This window comes from Acidobacteriota bacterium (assembly GCA_018268895.1).
GTDB lineage: Bacteria > Acidobacteriota > Terriglobia > Terriglobales > Acidobacteriaceae > Edaphobacter.
In genome coordinates this window covers 946,784-964,104 of record JAFDVP010000001.1, presented here as the reverse complement: position 1 = coordinate 964,104, position 17,321 = coordinate 946,784, and the positions used below count along the sequence as shown (strand labels likewise).

Sequence of the window (17,321 nt, the reverse complement as noted above, 5' to 3'; positions counted from 1 at the left end):
AACCTTTCTCACGCTCAACTCCATTTCGGTCAACATCAAACAATAGCGCCGTTCGCGCAATCGGCTTTCACACATGACACAATGATCTGAAATCCTGAGGAGGATTCATGGCAGAGATTGGTGTTGCTGTTATCGGCTTCGGCCTTGCCGGGCGCGTCTTTCACGCTCCCTTCGTCAGTGCGGTTCCCGGCTTGAAGCTTGAAGCGATCGTGCAGCGTCGCGGCGATGAGGCCGCAAAAGCGTATCCGAACGCACGAATTCTGCGCAGTGTCGAAGAGGCCCTGAGCGATGACTCCATCAAGCTGATCGTCGTCGGCACGCCGAACGAGACACACTACGACCTCGCAAAGAAGGCCCTGCTCGCGGGCAAGCACGTCGTCATCGACAAGCCGTTTGCAGCTACCAGCACCGAGGCCCGTGATCTGATCAAGACCGCCGCTGCCAATAAGCTGATCGTCGCCCCCTTCCACAACCGCCGCTGGGACGGCGATTTCAAGACCGTGCGCAAAATCGTGGACTCAGGAGAACTAGGCAGACTCGTCACCTTCGAGTCGCACTTCGACCGCTTCCGTCCCCTGCCGCGCGAGGGCACGTGGAAAGAGAGCGCAAACGACGCCAACGGAATGCTCTTCGATCTCGGCCCGCACCTCGTCGACCAGGCGCTCGCGCTCTTCGGAGCGCCCCAATCGATCGCCGCGTGCGTGCGCCGCGACCGCGACACCACCGGCATTGAAGATGCCTTCGACATCACGCTCGACTATCCGAAGCTCCAGGCAATCTGCCGCGCGACCATGGTCGCCGCCGAGCCCGCGCCGCGCTTTCTGCTTCATGGCACGAAGGGCAGCTTCATCAAATACGGCCTCGACCCGCAGGAGCCCACGCTCGTCGCCGGTGGAACCGTGCCGCCCGTCGGCGATCCCCGCGAGTGGCTCGCCGAACCTGAGTCTGCCTGGGGGACGCTCGTCATTGCGCCCGACCCGGCCAACCCCGGAACGCTGACGCGAACGAAGGTCAAGACAGAGCTCGGCGACTATCGCGGCTTCTACGCCAACGTTCGCGACGCCATCCTCGGCGTGGCCCCACTCGCCGTCACCTCCGAGGACGGCTACCGCGTCATTCGCCTGCTCGAGCTCGCGCGGCAGAGCTCCGCCGAGGGCAGAACGCTCAAGGCCGACTTCTCCGCGGCATGATGACTTCACCGTTCATCGCCGGCTCCATCGTTGCTTGATAGAGTAAGGAGATGGACGGTGAGTCGAAGTTGAGCAACGAAGCCCTTCCCCTGGGCTTCCAGTGGGGCGCAGTCAAAGCAGGAATCAAGGCCAGCGGAAATCTGGATGTCGCCATCGCAGTCGCTCCGGCAGGAGCGCAGGCTGCGGTCATGTTTACCAGCAATCAGGTCGTGGCCGCCCCGATAACAGTTGGGCGCAAACACATGGCCTCGACCGGCGGCCGCGTCAAGGCAGTGCTCGTCAACGCGGGCAACGCCAACTGCGCCACAGGACAGGCCGGCATCGACGCCTGCACCGCCACATGCGTCGCCGCCGCAGAGGCCTTCGGCTGCATCTTCGACGAGGTCTTCCCCTCCTCGACCGGCATCATCGGCGTTCCCTTCCCCGGCGACAAGGTCATCGCAGCTCTCCCGGGCCTGAAGACCGCAATGGGCAGTTCCTCCAGCCACGCAGAATTATTCGCCCAGGCCATCATGACGACCGACACGAAGATGAAGGTCGCCTCGGCCTCCATCAACGTCGACGGCAAAGAGGTCCGCATCTTCGGCGCGGCCAAGGGGGCAGGCATGATTCATCCGCGGCTCGGACCGCCGGTTCCGCCTCACGCCACCATGCTGGTGTATCTGTTCACCGACATCGCAGCCGACGGAGCAAGCCTCCGAGAGCTTCTGCAGCCCGCCGTACAACAGAGCTTCAACTCCATCTCCATCGACGGCGATACATCGACGAACGACACCGTGCTTTTGTTGGCAAGCCGCAGCAGTAACGTGAAGCTCGACGGCGCCTCACGCGAGAGCTTCACTACCGCGCTCAACACCGTCTGCCGCACGCTCGCCCACAAGGTCGTCGACGATGGCGAGGGAGTGACCCACGTCGTCACGCTCGACATCGGAGGCACACGCAACGAGGCAGACGCCCGCCAGATCGCCCGTGCTATCGCGCACTCGCCCCTTTGCAAGACCGCGTGGTCGAGCGCCGATCCCAACTGGGGACGCCTCCTGGCCGCCGCCGGATACTCAGGAGTCGAGTTTGACCCTGTCCTTGTAACCGTGCGCATCGGCGATGTCCCCGTCTACGAAGCAGGCATGCGCTCCCCCGCCTTCGACGAGGCCGCCGCGCATCGTGTGATGCAGCAGCGCGAGTACACCATCGCCATGCACATGGGCCAGGGCGTGGCCGGCTGCCAGTTCATCACCTGCGACCTTACAGAAGAGTACGTCCGCATCAACGCCGATTACTCAACATAGACGGCAATTCTGAAAACAAAACCCGCGCTCGACTTAGAGCGCGGGTTTGTTTTGTGCTGGCTTCTACTTCCTGGCCGCCGGCCACGAGTCGTACGGTGGCTTGGCCCACGTTGAAGCCTGAGGAGGCACATCCAGCTTCGGCCTCTTCACTCCCGGGGGCGGAAGCTTTGCAGCGGCCTTCACGGTAACCTTGCCGTTTGCATCTGTCTCGTAAGGCTGCCACCGTGGAGGGAACCTCGCCATGCGAGCTGCCATCTGCGGGTTCATCGGACGTTGCAGCCCGGTTGGAATACGCAGCGAGGTCCACTTCTTCGCCTGCTTCTCCGCAGGTCCTGGCGGCTGGTTCCACGGCGGGGCCGAGAGGCCATTGAGGTCGTAGACAAACTTGCCGTCCTTGATGGTTAACTCGCACTCCAATCTCTCGTGGCCCTTCAACACTGCTCCCGCGCCGTCGATAAAACCGTAGTCGCCATGATGAACGTTCAGCACAGCGACATCGGCAATGGCTCCCTCTGACAGGTGCCCCAGTTGTGTCTGCTGCACCTCTACCGCCGGGTGCCACGTCATCTCGGCGATGACCTCTTTCAGCGGCAGCCCCATGGCGAGGAACTTGTCTGCCGTCGTCAACTGGTCCTTCAACCCCTCGTTCAAATTGTCGGAGTGAATGTCCGTGGAGATCGAATCGGGGATGAAGCCCGCCTTGATCAACGGTACGGCCACGCTGAACAGGAAGCTGCTCTGTCCGTGGCCTACGTCGAAGTAGATGCCGCGCTTCCGGCCCTCCCACATGCCCTTGCCCGGTCCGCCCGTCTCTGGGTCCTGCTCTCCGCGGCTGCCGCCATACATATGCGTGTAGATGTCGCCGGGCCTTAGCTTCTCTTCAAGAAGCTGATACAGAGGACGCTCCGGACGACGCGAGCCAAAGTCAATCATCACCGGGATATGAGCAATCGTTCCGGCCTTGACGGCCTGCTCATAAGGAAACCACTCCGGACCCGTGAAATGAGCGCTCTTGATCCCAACAACGATGTTGGGATACTTCAGGGCCATCTCGGCCGTCTTCTCGCCGTCCATGTCCTCCTTGTTCTGCTCGATCGGACCGCTGCCCATGCCCGCACCCACGATATTCAACTCAGCGAGGACCCGCGTCTGTGAGCGATCGATCACGCGCTCCTTGAACGTCTCGAAGTTGCGCCACCCCGACGAACCGGCATCTACAACGGTAGTCACGCCGTCACGCAACGTAACGCCGTCGGGTGCAACCGCCCAGTCGCCGCCGGCATAATCGTCCTTTGTCAGGCCCCAGAAGACATGGACGTGCATATCGATCAATCCCGGGGTGACATACAGGCCCGCCACGTTCACGGTCTTGATGGCGGAGTTTGCCGGAATTCCCGCCGCAACCTTCGCAATCTTTCCATCCTTGATGGCAACGTCTCGAATGGCGTCGATGTTGTTCTTCGCATCGATAACGTGCCCCCCTTTCAACAGCAGGTCGTACTGCTTCTCCTCGACAGGGGCGCTGGCTGCGGACGATGCCCCCGGCCCAGCCTGGCTTGCGCTCTGCGCGGCAGCAAGCTGCGGCACAGAGGTGCAGGCTGCCAAGCAGAACCCGGCACAGGCGCGCATCACAAATTTCCTATTCATAAAAGCTCCTCGTGGCTTTGTTTCGTGAGTTTTCGGAACGGGGAGTTTTATAAACCAATCGAAGACCGTTCACAACGGACATGTGCCCTACCCGTCTCATCGGGCCCAGACATGGGCGGCGATTACCGTAAAGGGATATCCGGTTTTCGCACAGGAAATGGTCAGACAAGTGACGGTTGTGGGGTTTGGCGATTATCTTAGATGTGGTTAGTTTTGGGCCGCTGAGTATGCGCCCAAAAGAATGGGGAGATAAGGACCGCTTATGACTACAAAGCTTGAAACGCCTGCACAGGTTGACTTCACCAGAGAAGTTGCAGAGTGGATTGAAGCCTTTGACGAGGTAGTGGCAGGCGACTGGGAACAGAGCGCCAAACTGCTGGAGGCCCTGCATACCCGCGCCCGCGAGGCCGGCGTCCCGGTACAGAGTGAGCTAACAACTCCTTATCAGAACACCATCCCCAAACACGACGAAGTTCCCTATCCCGGCGATCGCTCGCTCGAGCGCCGCGTCGAGGCCCTGATCCGCTGGAACGCCATGGCCATGGTCCATGGTCAGAACAAGAAGGATGCAGGCATCGGCGGGCACATCTCCACCTACTCGTCGCTCGCGACCCTGCTTGAGGTCGGCTTCAACCACTTCTTCCACGCAAAGTACGGCGACCAGCCCGGAGACTTCATCTACTTCCAGGGCCACGCCTCCCCCGGCGTCTACGCGCGCGCCTATCTTGAAGGCCGGCTCAGCGACGCCCACCTGAAGAACTTCCGTCACGAGCTCCGCGAGACCCCTGGCCTGAGCTCCTATCCTCACCCCTGGCTGATGCCGGAGTTCTGGGCGTTTCCCACGGTCTCCATGGGCATCGGGCCGCTGAACGCTATCTACCAGGCGCGCTTCATGCGCTACCTCGAGCATCGCGGCCTCATCCAGCCGACCGAGCGCAAGGTCTGGGCCTTTGTAGGCGACGGCGAGACCGACGAGGTCGACACCCTCGGGGCCATCTCCGTCGCGGCGCGCGAGAAGCTCGACAACCTCATCTTCGTGGTCAACTGCAACTTGCAACGGCTCGACGGGCCGGTGCGCGGCAACAAGCGCATCATCGACGAGCTCGAGGGCCACTTCCGCGGCGTCGGATGGAACGTCATCAAGGTGATCTGGGGCTCGGACTGGGACGCTCTCTTCGAGCGCGACCACACCGGTCTGCTGCTGCGCCGTATGGAAGAGTGCGTCGACGGCGACTTCCAGACCTTCAAGGCGAAGAACGGCGCTTACCTGCGCCAGAACTTCTTCGGCAAGTACCCGGAGCTTCTCGAGCTCGTGCGCGACATGACGGACGAGCAGCTTGAGCGCCTGCACCGCGGCGGCCACGACCCGGGCAAGATATACAACGCCTACAAGCGCGCCATGGAGCACAAGGGCGGCCCCACGGTCATCCTCGCCAAGACCGTCAAGGGCTACGGCATGGGATCGTCGCAGGCGCGCAACGCAACCCACAACGAGAAGAAGATGGCCGACAGCGAGCTGGCCGCCTTCGTCAAGCGCTTCGATATCCCGATCCCCGAGGAGGCCGCGACCCACGGCACCCCATACCGCCCCTCTCAGGACGCGCCAGAGATCGTCTACATGCAGCAGCGGAGGCAGGAGCTCGGTGGCTACCTGCCCAAACGCGAGGTGCCGAAGCTCGACTTCACCGCGCCGAAGCTCGACTACTTTGCTGAATGGACAGCCGGATCGAACAAGCGCGCCGTCTCGACCACGATGGGCTTCGTCAGTATCCTGCGCCACCTGTTGAAGGACCCCGCGTTCGGCAAACTCATCGTGCCCATCCTGCCCGATGAAGGCCGCACCTTCGGCATGGAGTCGGCGATCAAGCAGGTCGGCATCTACGCCCCCGAGGGACAGAAGTACACGCCGCACGATGCCGACATGCTGCTCTACTACCGCGAGATGACCGACGGCCAGATCCTCGAGGAGGGCATCACCGAGGCTGGCTCCATGGCCTCGTTCACCGCCGCCGGCACGGCGTACTCGAACTACCGCGTGCCGATGATTCCCTTCTATATGTACTACTCGATGTTCGGCTTCCAGCGCATCGGCGACATGGCCTGGGCCTTCGCGGACTCGCGCGGCAAGGGCTTCCTGATGGGAGGCACCGCCGGACGCACCACCATGCTGGGCGAGGGATTGCAGCACCAGGATGGACACAGCATCGTGCTCTCGAGCACGATCCCCACCTGCAAGACCTACGACCCGGCCTTCGTCTACGAGCTTGCCGTCGTCGTGCAGGACGGCCTGCGCCGCATGTACGAGAAGGGCGAGGACTGTTTCTACTACATCACCATGTACAACGAGGACTACGCCATGCCGGCGATGCCCGAGGGCGTCACCGAAGGCATCCTCCGCGGCATGTACCAGCTCAAGCCCGCGCTCAAGGGCGAGGCCGTGGCCCAGCTCTTCGGCAGCGGGACCATCCTCAACGAGGTGCTCCGCGCGCAGGAGATCCTCTCCTCGAAGTACGGCGTCGAGACCAACGTCTGGAGCATGACCAGCTACATCGAGCTTCGCCGCGACGCGCTCGCCACCGAGCGCTGGAACCGCCTGCACCCCGCCGAGGCGCTCAGGAAGAGCTACCTCGAGACGGCGCTCGAAGGCACGAAGGGCCCGATCATCGCGGCAAGCGATTACATGAAGGTCATTCCCGATGCGCTCTCTCCGTGGCTGCCCACGCGTCTTGTAGCCCTCGGAACCGACGGCTTTGGACGCAGCGACAACCGCGAGCACCTGCGCAGGCACTTCGAGGTCAGCGCCGAGGCGATCGTCGGGGCTACGCTCTCGAAGCTGGCGCGCGACGGTAAGTTCAAGCCCAAGGCAGCGCAAAAGGCACTCGCCGAACTCGGAGTGAACACCGAGGCTGGCGATCCGGCTCACGCATAGAAGACAATAGGCAGTGTCAGCCGAGAGGGTTCCACCTGTGGAACCCTCTCGCTGTATCAGGGAGAAAGACCGACGATGACGTTGAAGGGAAAAGGGGAGCCAGGAGAGAATCCGCTGGTCCCCAATGCAAAGCTCAGGGCGATGTATGTCGCGATGGTTGAGGCCAGAGTTCTCGAAGAGGCCCTTCAGAAGCGCGCGCGCGCCAGAGGACAAAGACGGCGAATCGCCTCTATTCGCGGCCAGGAAGCTGTACGGGCAAGTACCGTCCTTCAACTCGGAGCTGACGACCTGATCGGCGACGCAGAAACAAGCGCAGGGATGTCCTCGATCCTCGGAGTCGCCCCCGCCGCTCTGCTGAAAACCTACTCCTCCATAAAATCGGTAAAAGAGCCTGCTGGGCGGCTGCTGCCGGCGATCTCCGATGCAGAACAGCGCCTGCGGATGGCGCTGGGGGCCTCCATGGCCCTCAAGTCCCAGTCTCGCCAGGGAGTCGTCGTCGCATACATTCAAAGGGATGAACTGAGCGCTGCCGCCTGCTCTCACGCGCTCGCAGCCGCAGCCAGGTACGACCTGCCGATCATCTTCATCCAGCTGCCACGCATAACGGGCTACAGAAAACGTGACGAGGTCGCGACCATCGCCCGTGTGGCCGGAAAATCCGGCGTCCCCGGAATTCCCGTCGACGCCTGCGATGCCGTCGCGTTGTATCGCGTCATTCAGGAATCGCTCGGCCGCACTCGCGGTGGCGATGGCCCGGTATTGATCGAGTGCATTGCCTGGCGCTCGCAAGGCCGTCGTACATCTCCTGCATCAGGCGATCCTATCGAGCATCTACGGCAGTTTCTTGAAGCGAAAAAGGTCGCAACACCCACATGGTTTCGGCAGGTTGAGACGGACGCTCGAAGGCGGCTGAAGAAGAAGCAAAGCGCATCTAAACAGTCATAGAGGGCCAGGACCATCCGGACGGACCGCTCTGCCCTCGAAAGATTACACTTAAGCCAGTCTGGCAGAAGTTTTTGAGGTGCGTTTGCGGATTCGATTTCTCCCCAGCCTCTGTTATCTCCTCTCGGCAATGCTGACGGCGGGTGTCTCCCAGACGCCTTCCGCTCCCGAACCGTCAGCGCCTTCGGTATCTACGCCCTCTTCCGCATCGCCGGCACAGGAACCTTCAAGACCGGCCTACGATCCCGATCAACAAAAGCACCGGGATGGAGCTCCATCCGCTCCTGCTCCGGCACCAGCCACCGCTCCGGCACCGCCTCCCGATTCAGGCAAGCTCTACTCGGCCTATCCGGCCTATCACCCTGTTGTCGAGCATCCCGTTGATGCCCTGGGTTCGGCTTACATCCCCATGGATAGCTGGGTCTACCCGCAGATGATGCGGCTGTATTCCATGGGCTTTCTCGACTCAGCCTTCATTGGAATGCGGCCCTGGACCCGGCGCAGCGTTGTCCACATGTTGCAGCAATCGCAACACGACATCATGGAGAGCAATAACGAAGAGGCGCAGGCCATCTTCGATAAGCTGTTGCACGAGTTCACCGACGAAGCCCCCATGGGCTATGCGGCGCGCGGCATTGTCTATGGAACGCACTCGTTTTATACGCGGATCACCGGCATCTCCGGCCCCGTGCTGCGTGACAGCTACCACCTTGGCCAGACGCTATACAACGATTACGGCCGTCCCTACGAGAGCGGCTTCAACAACATCACAGGGTTTTCGACGCTGGCTGAGGCTGGTCGCTTCTCGCTCTACGTGCGCGGGGAGTACCAGCATGCGCCCGCCGGAACCGGCTACTCCTACGACCTTGCAAATCTGCTCTCCGACCGTGACCTGATTAAGCCCTACGCTCCGCCCAACCGGCCGCAGTTGACGATCCCGGAGGGCAACTTGCCCGCGCAGAACAATTTCAGACTTGTGGAAGCAGCTCTCTCCTTTCATCTTTTGGGTCACGAGATCTCAGGAGGCAAGACCGACGCCTGGCTCAGTCCCGCGCAGGCAGGCGCCATGGCCTGGTCCAATAACGCTGAAAACATCTACTCGTTCCGCATCAACCGCGTGGAACCACTGAATATCTTTCTGGTTTCAAAGCTGCTTGGCCCGGTTCGATACGACTTCTTTTACGGAAGCCTGAAAGGCCACACGGCACCGAACAGTCCTTATACCCACTCGGAAATGTTCTCTTTCCGCCCCACGAAAAACTTTGAGTTCGGGTTTCAGCGCACCATCATCTTCGGCGGTAAAGATCACGCTCCGGTTACATTGCACACGTTCCTCAAGGGCTTCTTCGACATCAACGACACAACGGTGCAGGAGAAGTATTCGAGAGACGATCCAGGAGCAAGGTTCAGCGACTTCAGCTTCTCCTACCGCTTGCCGTTCGTTCGCAAATACGCAACCCTCTATGCCGACTCCATCAGCCACGACGATGTCACTCCAATCAGCGCTCCCCGTCGCGCCGCATACCGGACAGGCCTCTTCATCTCCCAGTTCCCCGGCAGGTTGCGCCCACTCGATCTCCGTGTCGAGGCCGCTACCTCCGACCAGCCGGTCGCGCTGAGCGATCGAGGACAGTTCAGCTACTTTGAAGTCGTTCAGAAACAGGGCTACACCAACAAGGGTTTCATCATGGGCGACTGGATCGGCCGTGAAGCCAAGGGAGGCAATCTATGGCTCACCTGGCATCTCTCGGGAAACGAATGGATTCAGCTCTCGTATCTGAACAAAAAGACGGCAAAAGACTTCGTCCTTCTCGGGACCACACAGAATCAGTTCAAGGTCGGGGTGGTTAAACGGTTCGGCCCCGATATCGAATTTAACGGGTCGGTGCAATATGAGGGCTGGAAGGCGCCTATCTATAAAACCGGCAAGCAGAACAATACGGCGGTTGCATTCCAGTTGACGTGGTATCCCCAGCTGAAACGCTATCCAAGGTGAGTACGTCCTTAAGGCTGTTTCCCTTTAGGTGTAGTCGCATGTTTCAGGACCGAAGGCCCGGCTCCATACCAGCCCAGGCCGAAGGCATGGGTTTCGAAGCATGACGAATACCGAGGGCTGTAAGCCCGTCCCAACGAAAACATCTACACCGTGAAGGAAACCGCTAAACTAGCCTATGCTTGCGCGAAAGTAGTCGAGCGAACGCTGCAATCCCTCGCGCAATGAGATGCCGGGCTCCCATCCCAGCAGCGTCCGGGCGCGCGCGATATCGGGGCGGCGGCGCGTGGGATCGTCCTGCGGCAGCGGCTTGCGGACGATCTCCGACTTTGATCCTGTAACCGCCAGAATCTCCTGCGCGCACTCAAGAATCGTCCATTCCGTGGGGTTGCCGATGTTCACCGGCATATGTTCCGCGGAACGCGACAGCCGGACAATGCCCTCGATCAGGTCTGAGACGTAGCAAAAACTGCGCGTCTGCGAACCATCGCCGTAGATCGTCAGCGGTTCACCTTTGAGGGCCTGGACCATGAAGTTCGAGATCACGCGGCCATCGTTGGCCTGCAACCGTGGTCCGTAGGTGTTGAAGATGCGGACCAGATGTGTATCCACACCGTAATAGCGGTGATATGCCATCACTACCGCCTCAGAAAACCGCTTTGCCTCGTCGTACACCGACCGCGGACCGACCGGGTTGACATTGCCCCAATAAGTCTCTACCTGCGGATGGATCTCTGGGTCTCCATAGCACTCCGATGTCGAAGCATGAAGATAGCTGGCCTTGTATTTGCGGGCGATCTCGAGAGTATTGAATGTGCCCAAAGACCCAACCTGCAGCGTTTCAACGCCGAGCCGCGCGTAATCGACAGGGCTGGCAGGCGACGCAAAGTTGAAGACATAATCGACTGGCCCGGGATCAAACGCCTGAGTGATGTCCTGGGTCAGAAGACGAAATCGCGGCTCCGAAGAAAGGTGCTTGAGATTGGCCGTATTTCCGGTCGAGAGATTGTCGACGCCAATAACGCTGTGTCCCTCCGCCAGGATCGCGTCAACCAGATGCGAGCCGAGAAACCCCGCTGCACCGGTGACAAGAACAGTTTGAGACGACATGTTCCACCTTTCTAAACTCCCGGCAATGCCCGGGTTCGCAAAAGAGGCCAGGGATCGGCCTGATTCAAAATCCATCATTCAACTTGTCTATACCGCGGACGCCGCTGTCATCGTGAAGAGATTGGAACATGGTCGCGGACCGGATACGCAGCCGGTCGGCCCACGCTGAGATACGTGAATCCCTGCTCTGTCAGTACACGGGGGTCATACAGATTGCGCCCATCAATCACAATGGAATACCGGAGGGCTTGATTGAGCTGCTTCAGGTCAAGGCTTGCAAACTCCGGCCAATCCGTAAGAATCAGCAGGGCATCGGCATCCGAAGCGGCATCGTAGACGTCCCGCGCATAACGCAGGCTCTGACTCTGCGGCAGGACCTGTTCCGTGCGCGGCATCGCCGCCGGATCAAATGCGGCAATCGAACATCCCTCTGCCATCAGCATCCGAACAATCTCGATCGCCGGGGACTCGCGGATGTCGTCGGTCTCGCCTTTGAAGGCAAGCCCCAGCACCGCCAGCCGCTTGCCGCGCAGGTTCCACAGCGCCGAGCGGACCTTGCTGACAAACCGCTTCTTCTGTTGGACGTTGATCTTCTCCACCTCACTCAGCAGGCTGAAGTCGACCCCCATCTGTTCTGCAACCGAGCGAAACGCCGCAACATCTTTCGGAAAGCACGAGCCGCCATAGCCAATCCCCGGCCTGAGAAACTTTGGACCGATGCGGGTATCAAGTCCCATGCCGCGGGCCACCTGTTCCACGTTGGCATTCGCCGCTTCGCACAGGTTCGAGACGGCATTGATAAACGAGATCTTCAACGCCAGAAACGCATTCGAAGCATGTTTGATGATCTCCGCGCTCTTGGTCGACGTCATCAGCAGCGGTGGAGGCTCCGAGACACTGCAACACCCAGAGATGCTGCCCGGTCGTTCGTAGTACTCGCCCGTCGTCAGAGGAGCATAGATCTCGCTCAGGACCGCTCCAGCCCGCTCGCTGTCCGCCCCAACCACGATTCGATCGGGGTGCAGAAAATCGACGACCGCCGTCCCCTCCCGCAGAAACTCAGGGTTGGAAACGACATCGAACAAGCTGCGATCAACCCCATTGCGCTCCATTGCGCGGCTGATCCACTCATTCGTATAAACCGGAACGGTGCTCTTCTCGACAATCACCTTGTAACTGTCCAGCGACCTGGCGATCTCACACGCTACCGCTTCGACATAGGAGAGGTCCGCATCCCCTGTCTCGCTCTGTGGAGTTCCGACAGCGATAAAGATCGAGCCACATTGGCGCGTTGCTTCGGCCAGATCGGTTGTAAAACGGACATGTCCGTTGCGGTGCTTAGCCAGCAGCTCTGGCAAAAAATGCTCGTGGATCAGGCTGTCGCCCGCCTGGAGCGCCGCCACCTTGCGCTCGTCATTGTCGACGCAGATGACTTGATGTCCCATCTCTGCGAAGCAAACTGCGGCCACCAGGCCTACGTATCCTGAGCCTACGACGGCAATCGAAATGTCTTTTTTCATGGTATCGGGGGAGTTCACTTCCTTCTCTGGCAACTTCCAGCATATCGAACTCCGGCCTTTTTTCAAGGAACTGAAAGGGTTACCTGTCTGCCACAATTACTCCAGTGACAGCACCGCTGGTCTTGGTAGACTAGTCGGAATGGGTCCGCATATCGCGCAGACACCGCCCTCAATGGGCACGCCTGACTCCCCGACCCCGTCTTTCAGCACGGCGGTTACAGACACGACGCTTTCTGAAGCCCTTATTACACTCAGAAAGCGCCGGTGGATCGTTATCGTCTGCGTATTGATATCGCTGGTATACGGAATCTACTCCGCCGAGACGCAGCCTCACATCTACGAAGCCTTCGGCCGTATCCAGGTGCGCTCCGGCTCCTCGAACGAGTACCGGGTCAGCGCAGTGCAGAGCCAGACGGTTGAAGGCTCCAAAATGCTGACCGAGGTCGCTATTCTGCAAAGCGACACGCTGATGGTGACGGTTGCCCGCGAGATGGACCTGGCCAATAATCCCGACTTCCTTGGAGGCCCGGCGCCATCCCCTCGCGCAGCCCTCGACAGCCCGCAGGTACGGCAAAGCGTGGTTCACAGATTGCAAAGCAACCTGCATATCACGCAGGTGCCGAAAACCGACATCATTCGTATCAGCTATAGCTCGCTAAGCCCCAAACTCGCCGCCGATATCGTCAACAAAGTTATCTCGTCGTATGTTCAGCGAAGCTTCGAGACCCGGTTTGCCTCAACCCGTCGAGTCTCCAACTGGCTTTCCAGTCAGCTTGACGATCTCAAGCAGCAGGTCCAAACCTCGCAGGAACAACTGATGGAGCTTCAGAAACGGCTTGGTATCGTAGGATTCGATCCGAACCATAGCCAGATCACTGCTTCCATCGAACAACTCTCCAAGGCGACCAACGATGCGCGGATAGCCCGCATCATCGCCGAGTCGCGTTACCGCATGCTGAACGGCATGGATCCTAACTCCATCGAGGGATCGATCGATACGGTGCCTGGAACTACTCCCGGCGAATTGACTACGCTGCGCGGTCAGCTTGCCACAGCCCGCGCCGCTTATGCCCAGATGGAATCGACCCTCGGGCCAAACCATCCACAGGCCAAGGCTCAAAGGGCTCAAATCGACGAACTGACGCGCGAGATCAACGTCGAGCAAAACCGCCTTCTCTTGCAGGCAAAACAGGTGTATCTTGCCGCACGAACCAACGAAGATCAAACCGCTGCCGCACTTGAAGCGCAAAAAACCGAAGCCTATAAGCTACGGGACGACCTGGTGGAATACACCCTCCGCCAGCGTGAATTCGAATCCAATCGGAACCTGTACGAAAACCTTCTCCAGAGGCTCCGCACGGCCGATGTGCAGGCAGGCCTTGAATCGCTTGAAATCGATGTGGTCGACCAGGCGTTGCTTCCAGCAGCCCCTGTACTCAGACCGCAATCGACCATTATTCTTACGGCGCTGATCTTCGGTGTGCTCGCCGGCATCATCCTGGCCTTCCTGATGGAAAGCCTCGATACCGGGATGCGCAGCGTCGCTGAAATCGAAAGCATTACGGAGCTTCCCTCGCTTGCCATCATCCCCCGATCGCGGCGCGGCAGCGGCGGCGATCACGCCGGCATGTCCACCGCGATGCGCAATATCGGCTCTCTTTCGCAGCCCAAATCCCAGTTCGCGGAGGCCTTCCGTTCGCTTCGGACTGCGCTTCTGCTCTCAACAGCAGGACATCCCCCCAAATTCATCCTTCTTACCAGCGCAACGCCATCGGAAGGAAAAACAACCGCCGCAAGCAATCTCGCCTGCGTCCTGGCACAAGGCGATGCGCGCGTCCTTCTGATCGATGCCGACCTCAGACGTCCAAATGTTCATCACCGCTTTGGACTGAATGGACGTGTCGGACTAACGACACTTCTCACCGGGGCCACTACCCTCGAACAGTCCATTCAGAAGATCCCCGACGTCCCCAATCTCGACGTCCTCGTCAGCGGCCCAGTCCCTCCTTTCCCCACCGAGATGCTTAGCTCCGAGGCAATGGACAAGCTGTTTGAGCATTGCGGGCAGATTTATACGCACATCATTCTCGATTCGCCTCCGATCCTGTCCGTTACCGATGGTGTCGTACTGGCGCGCCGGACGGACGCTGTCATCCTGATCGTTCGCCACGGCAAATCGAGCAAGCACATCGTACGCCGTGCGCGGGACCTTCTCCTGCGTTCCGGCGCTCCCATCACTGGCATCGTCCTGAATGCTGTCGACCTCAGTTCTCCGGAATACTATGGCTACTACGGATATTCCGAGTACGGCTATTCAGGGGCCGAAGCGGGAAGCTGGCAATCGCGGGAGTCCGCATCTGACACCGTAAAAAAAGGAAGGGACGCGGAATCGTGATGCACTCTTCCTTCTCAATACGGCCACGCCGCTCATTCTTCCGCCGGTCAATTTTTCTGTTGGCTTTATGCCTTGCTGGCATGACAACGACTGCAGCTCATGCGCAGTTCAGCGGCCCTGCCCTCAGTTCCTCGACGCCAGTAAATCGCGCCATCGCTCCTACAACCGACCCGGCGGTTCTCTTCCCACAGAACCGTGAGATACGCCTTGCCCCAGGAGATGTCATTGCCGTACATATTTATGGCTCGGCTGATTATGTCCCTACGGCAGTCGTTAGCCTGGATGGCTCGGTGCAGTTGCCTCTCATCGAAAAGGTTCAGCTCCAGGACCTCACCATACATGAAGCGGAGAGGGCAATCGCACTTAAGCTCATCGCTGCCGGCATGTATCGCAATCCGCAGGTAGCTGTCCAACTGACGGAATCCCCCAATCAGTCAGCAACCGTCAGTGGAGAGCTACATGGCGTTGTTCCAATTCGAGGCCAGCGCAAGCTCCTGGATGTTCTCGCCACGGCCGGAGGACTGCCCCCTACGGCAAGTCACCTCATCACGATTCAACGCCCGGGAGTCGACAAGCCTATCGTCGTCGACCTCGGGACCGATCCCTTACAGAGCGATAAGGCAAACGTGCCAATCTTCCCCGGCGATACCATCCTTGTCTCCCGGACAGGTGTCGTCTACGTTCTTGGGGCCTTCAAACTCCAGGGGGCGATTCCTCTTCAGCAAAACTCGCCTTTAACCCTGATGCAGGTTGCGGCTCTTTCCGGTGGACCGGGATTCGAGGGAAAATCTGGCGACCTGAGATTGATTCGTACCGTCGGCCTGGACCGTAAAGTTGTGCACGTCAATATCAAGCGCGTGATGAACGGCAAGGATCCAGACCCTGTCCTTCAGGTGGACGATATCGTCTTCCTGCCAAGCGATGCCATGAGGGCTGCGATCAAGTCGGGTGGCCTTTCTACTCTGCTCGGTCTGGCTTCGATTCTTGTTGTGGCCGCTCGACCATAGCCTGCAACTCAATGATTGGATAACCGAGGACAGAGCAAGCGATCATGGATTCCCTCCCCAAGCGGACCCAGGAGAAGAAGAACGCAGTCCGCCTGGCTTATCTGGTCACGCATCCCATTCAGTACCAGGCGCCACTTCTGCGGCGCATCGCCCAGGAACCCGACATCGACCTCACTGCCTTCTTCGGTTCCGATTTCTCCATACGTGGCTATAACGACGTAGGCTTCGGCGGCGTGGGCGTCAAATGGGATGTGCCTCTACTGGGGGGATACAAACACGAGTTTTTACCCTCTCTCCGCGATCTAGGGAGAATCACGCGGACCTCTCCCCTCAACCACGGCATCTTCAGCCGTCTTCGAGGTCGCGGTGATCAACCCGGTTTTGATGCCCTCTGGCTTCATGGCTATGCAAACGTCAACGCTCTACATGCCATGCTTGCTGCCAGGTCTCTCGGTATCCCCGTGCTCGTCCGGGCGGAGTCCAGGATCAGCGGGAACGAACGGCATCGGTGGAGACAGGCACTTCAACAACTCTATCTTCATCTGCTCGGCAAGCTCGTCAGCGGTGTTCTCCCCATCGGCACCCTGAATGCGAAGTTCTGGCAGCAGCACTTCGGCGCGGACATCCCGCAGTTCTTCATGCCCTATGCTGTCGACAACAGTTATTTTCAACAATGCAGCCGCGACGCCAGGCCCAACCGTTCTTCTCTACAGCAAGAATTGAACCTGGATCCTACACGTCCGGTCATTCTCTTTGCCTCCAAGCTCCAGGAGCGTAAAGGCTGCGCCGATCTCCTGGAGGCCTATCGTCGTCTCTCTCCTGCTCCCGGCATCGAGCCTCATCCTTACCTGGTCATTGTTGGCGATGGAGCACAACGCCCCGCTCTTGAACAAACCGCGCGGGAAACCGGTTTTGGAAGCATTCGCTTCTGCGGCTTTCGCAATCAGTCCGAACTTCCAGGGTTCTTCGACCTCTGCTCCGTCTTCGTTCTACCATCGCGTCACGAGCCGTGGGGGCTGATCGTCAACGAGGTGATGAATGCCGCGCGCCCCGTTATCGTCTCCGACGACGTCGGCTGCCAGCGCGACCTCGTCACATCTGGCATTGAAGGAGAGATATTTCCCGTCGGCGATCGCGACGCCCTCGCTGGCGCGCTGCGCCGCATACTGACAACCCCTGAAACAACGCAACGGATGGGAGAGCATGCGCTTGAACGGATTCGATCCTGGGATTTTGAAGAGGATGTTCGCGGCTTGCGGCATGCACTTGCCGCAGTCACAAAAAAGATTGCACCATGACCTG

11 protein-coding genes are annotated in these 17,321 nt (G+C 59.6%); 8 read left to right on the top strand and 3 right to left on the bottom strand.

What is annotated here, in order from left to right:
• Positions 1-107: 107 nt before the first annotated feature.
• A complete protein-coding gene (locus tag JSS95_04170; GenBank protein MBS1799002.1) occupies positions 108-1,190 on the top strand; it encodes a Gfo/Idh/MocA family oxidoreductase in 1,083 nt (360 codons plus the stop codon).
• Between the two features lie 50 nt (positions 1,191-1,240).
• The gene (gene argJ / locus JSS95_04165; protein ID MBS1799001.1) at positions 1,241-2,476 is read left to right on the top strand and encodes a bifunctional glutamate N-acetyltransferase/amino-acid acetyltransferase ArgJ; all 1,236 of its coding nucleotides are present in this window, start codon (positions 1,241-1,243) and stop codon (positions 2,474-2,476) included.
• Positions 2,477-2,539: 63 nt separating this feature from the next.
• On the opposite strand, the gene JSS95_04160 is transcribed toward argJ, so the two are convergent.
• Positions 2,540-4,105, bottom strand: a complete 1,566-nt coding sequence (locus tag JSS95_04160; protein ID MBS1799000.1) for an amidohydrolase/deacetylase family metallohydrolase — start codon at positions 4,103-4,105, stop codon at positions 2,540-2,542.
• A 280-nt stretch (positions 4,106-4,385) separates the two neighbouring features.
• On the opposite strand from JSS95_04160, the gene aceE reads away from it, so the two are divergent.
• The 3 genes from aceE to JSS95_04145 all read left to right on the top strand — a co-directional run bounded on the left by aceE (position 4,386) and on the right by JSS95_04145 (position 9,990).
• A complete protein-coding gene (gene aceE / locus JSS95_04155) occupies positions 4,386-7,052 on the top strand; it encodes a pyruvate dehydrogenase (acetyl-transferring), homodimeric type (GenBank protein MBS1798999.1) in 2,667 nt (888 codons plus the stop codon).
• Positions 7,053-7,127: 75 nt separating this feature from the next.
• A complete protein-coding gene (locus JSS95_04150; protein MBS1798998.1) occupies positions 7,128-7,997 on the top strand; it encodes a hypothetical protein in 870 nt (289 codons plus the stop codon).
• A gap of 127 nt (positions 7,998-8,124) precedes the next feature.
• Positions 8,125-9,990, top strand: coding sequence for a capsule assembly Wzi family protein (locus tag JSS95_04145; protein ID MBS1798997.1), 1,866 nt, complete (start codon positions 8,125-8,127; stop codon positions 9,988-9,990).
• Between the two features lie 168 nt (positions 9,991-10,158).
• Here the strand turns inward: JSS95_04145 and JSS95_04140 are convergent, their stop codons facing one another.
• Both JSS95_04140 and JSS95_04135 read right to left on the bottom strand, forming a co-directional pair.
• Positions 10,159-11,097 (bottom strand): SDR family oxidoreductase, encoded by a 939-nt coding sequence (locus JSS95_04140; GenBank protein MBS1798996.1) that lies wholly within the window; start codon positions 11,095-11,097, stop codon positions 10,159-10,161.
• 107 nt (positions 11,098-11,204) lie between these two features.
• On the bottom strand, positions 11,205-12,617 hold the full coding sequence (locus JSS95_04135) for a UDP-glucose/GDP-mannose dehydrogenase family protein (protein MBS1798995.1): 1,413 nt from the start codon (positions 12,615-12,617) through the stop codon (positions 11,205-11,207).
• Positions 12,618-12,756: 139 nt separating this feature from the next.
• On the opposite strand from JSS95_04135, the gene JSS95_04130 reads away from it, so the two are divergent.
• From JSS95_04130 to JSS95_04120, 3 genes are read left to right on the top strand one after another with little or no spacing between them, the layout of a single operon-like run.
• Positions 12,757-15,012: a polysaccharide biosynthesis tyrosine autokinase gene (locus JSS95_04130; GenBank protein MBS1798994.1), complete on the top strand. Its 2,256-nt coding sequence runs from the start codon at positions 12,757-12,759 to the stop codon at positions 15,010-15,012.
• Positions 15,012-16,019, top strand: a complete 1,008-nt coding sequence (locus JSS95_04125) for a polysaccharide biosynthesis/export family protein (GenBank protein MBS1798993.1) — start codon at positions 15,012-15,014, stop codon at positions 16,017-16,019. Before JSS95_04130 ends, JSS95_04125 begins: the two co-directional genes overlap by 1 nt.
• 44 nt (positions 16,020-16,063) lie before the next feature.
• Complete coding sequence (locus JSS95_04120) at positions 16,064-17,317, top strand: glycosyltransferase family 4 protein (protein ID MBS1798992.1); 1,254 nt, start codon at positions 16,064-16,066, stop codon at positions 17,315-17,317.
• The last annotated feature ends 4 nt before the right edge of the window (positions 17,318-17,321 follow it).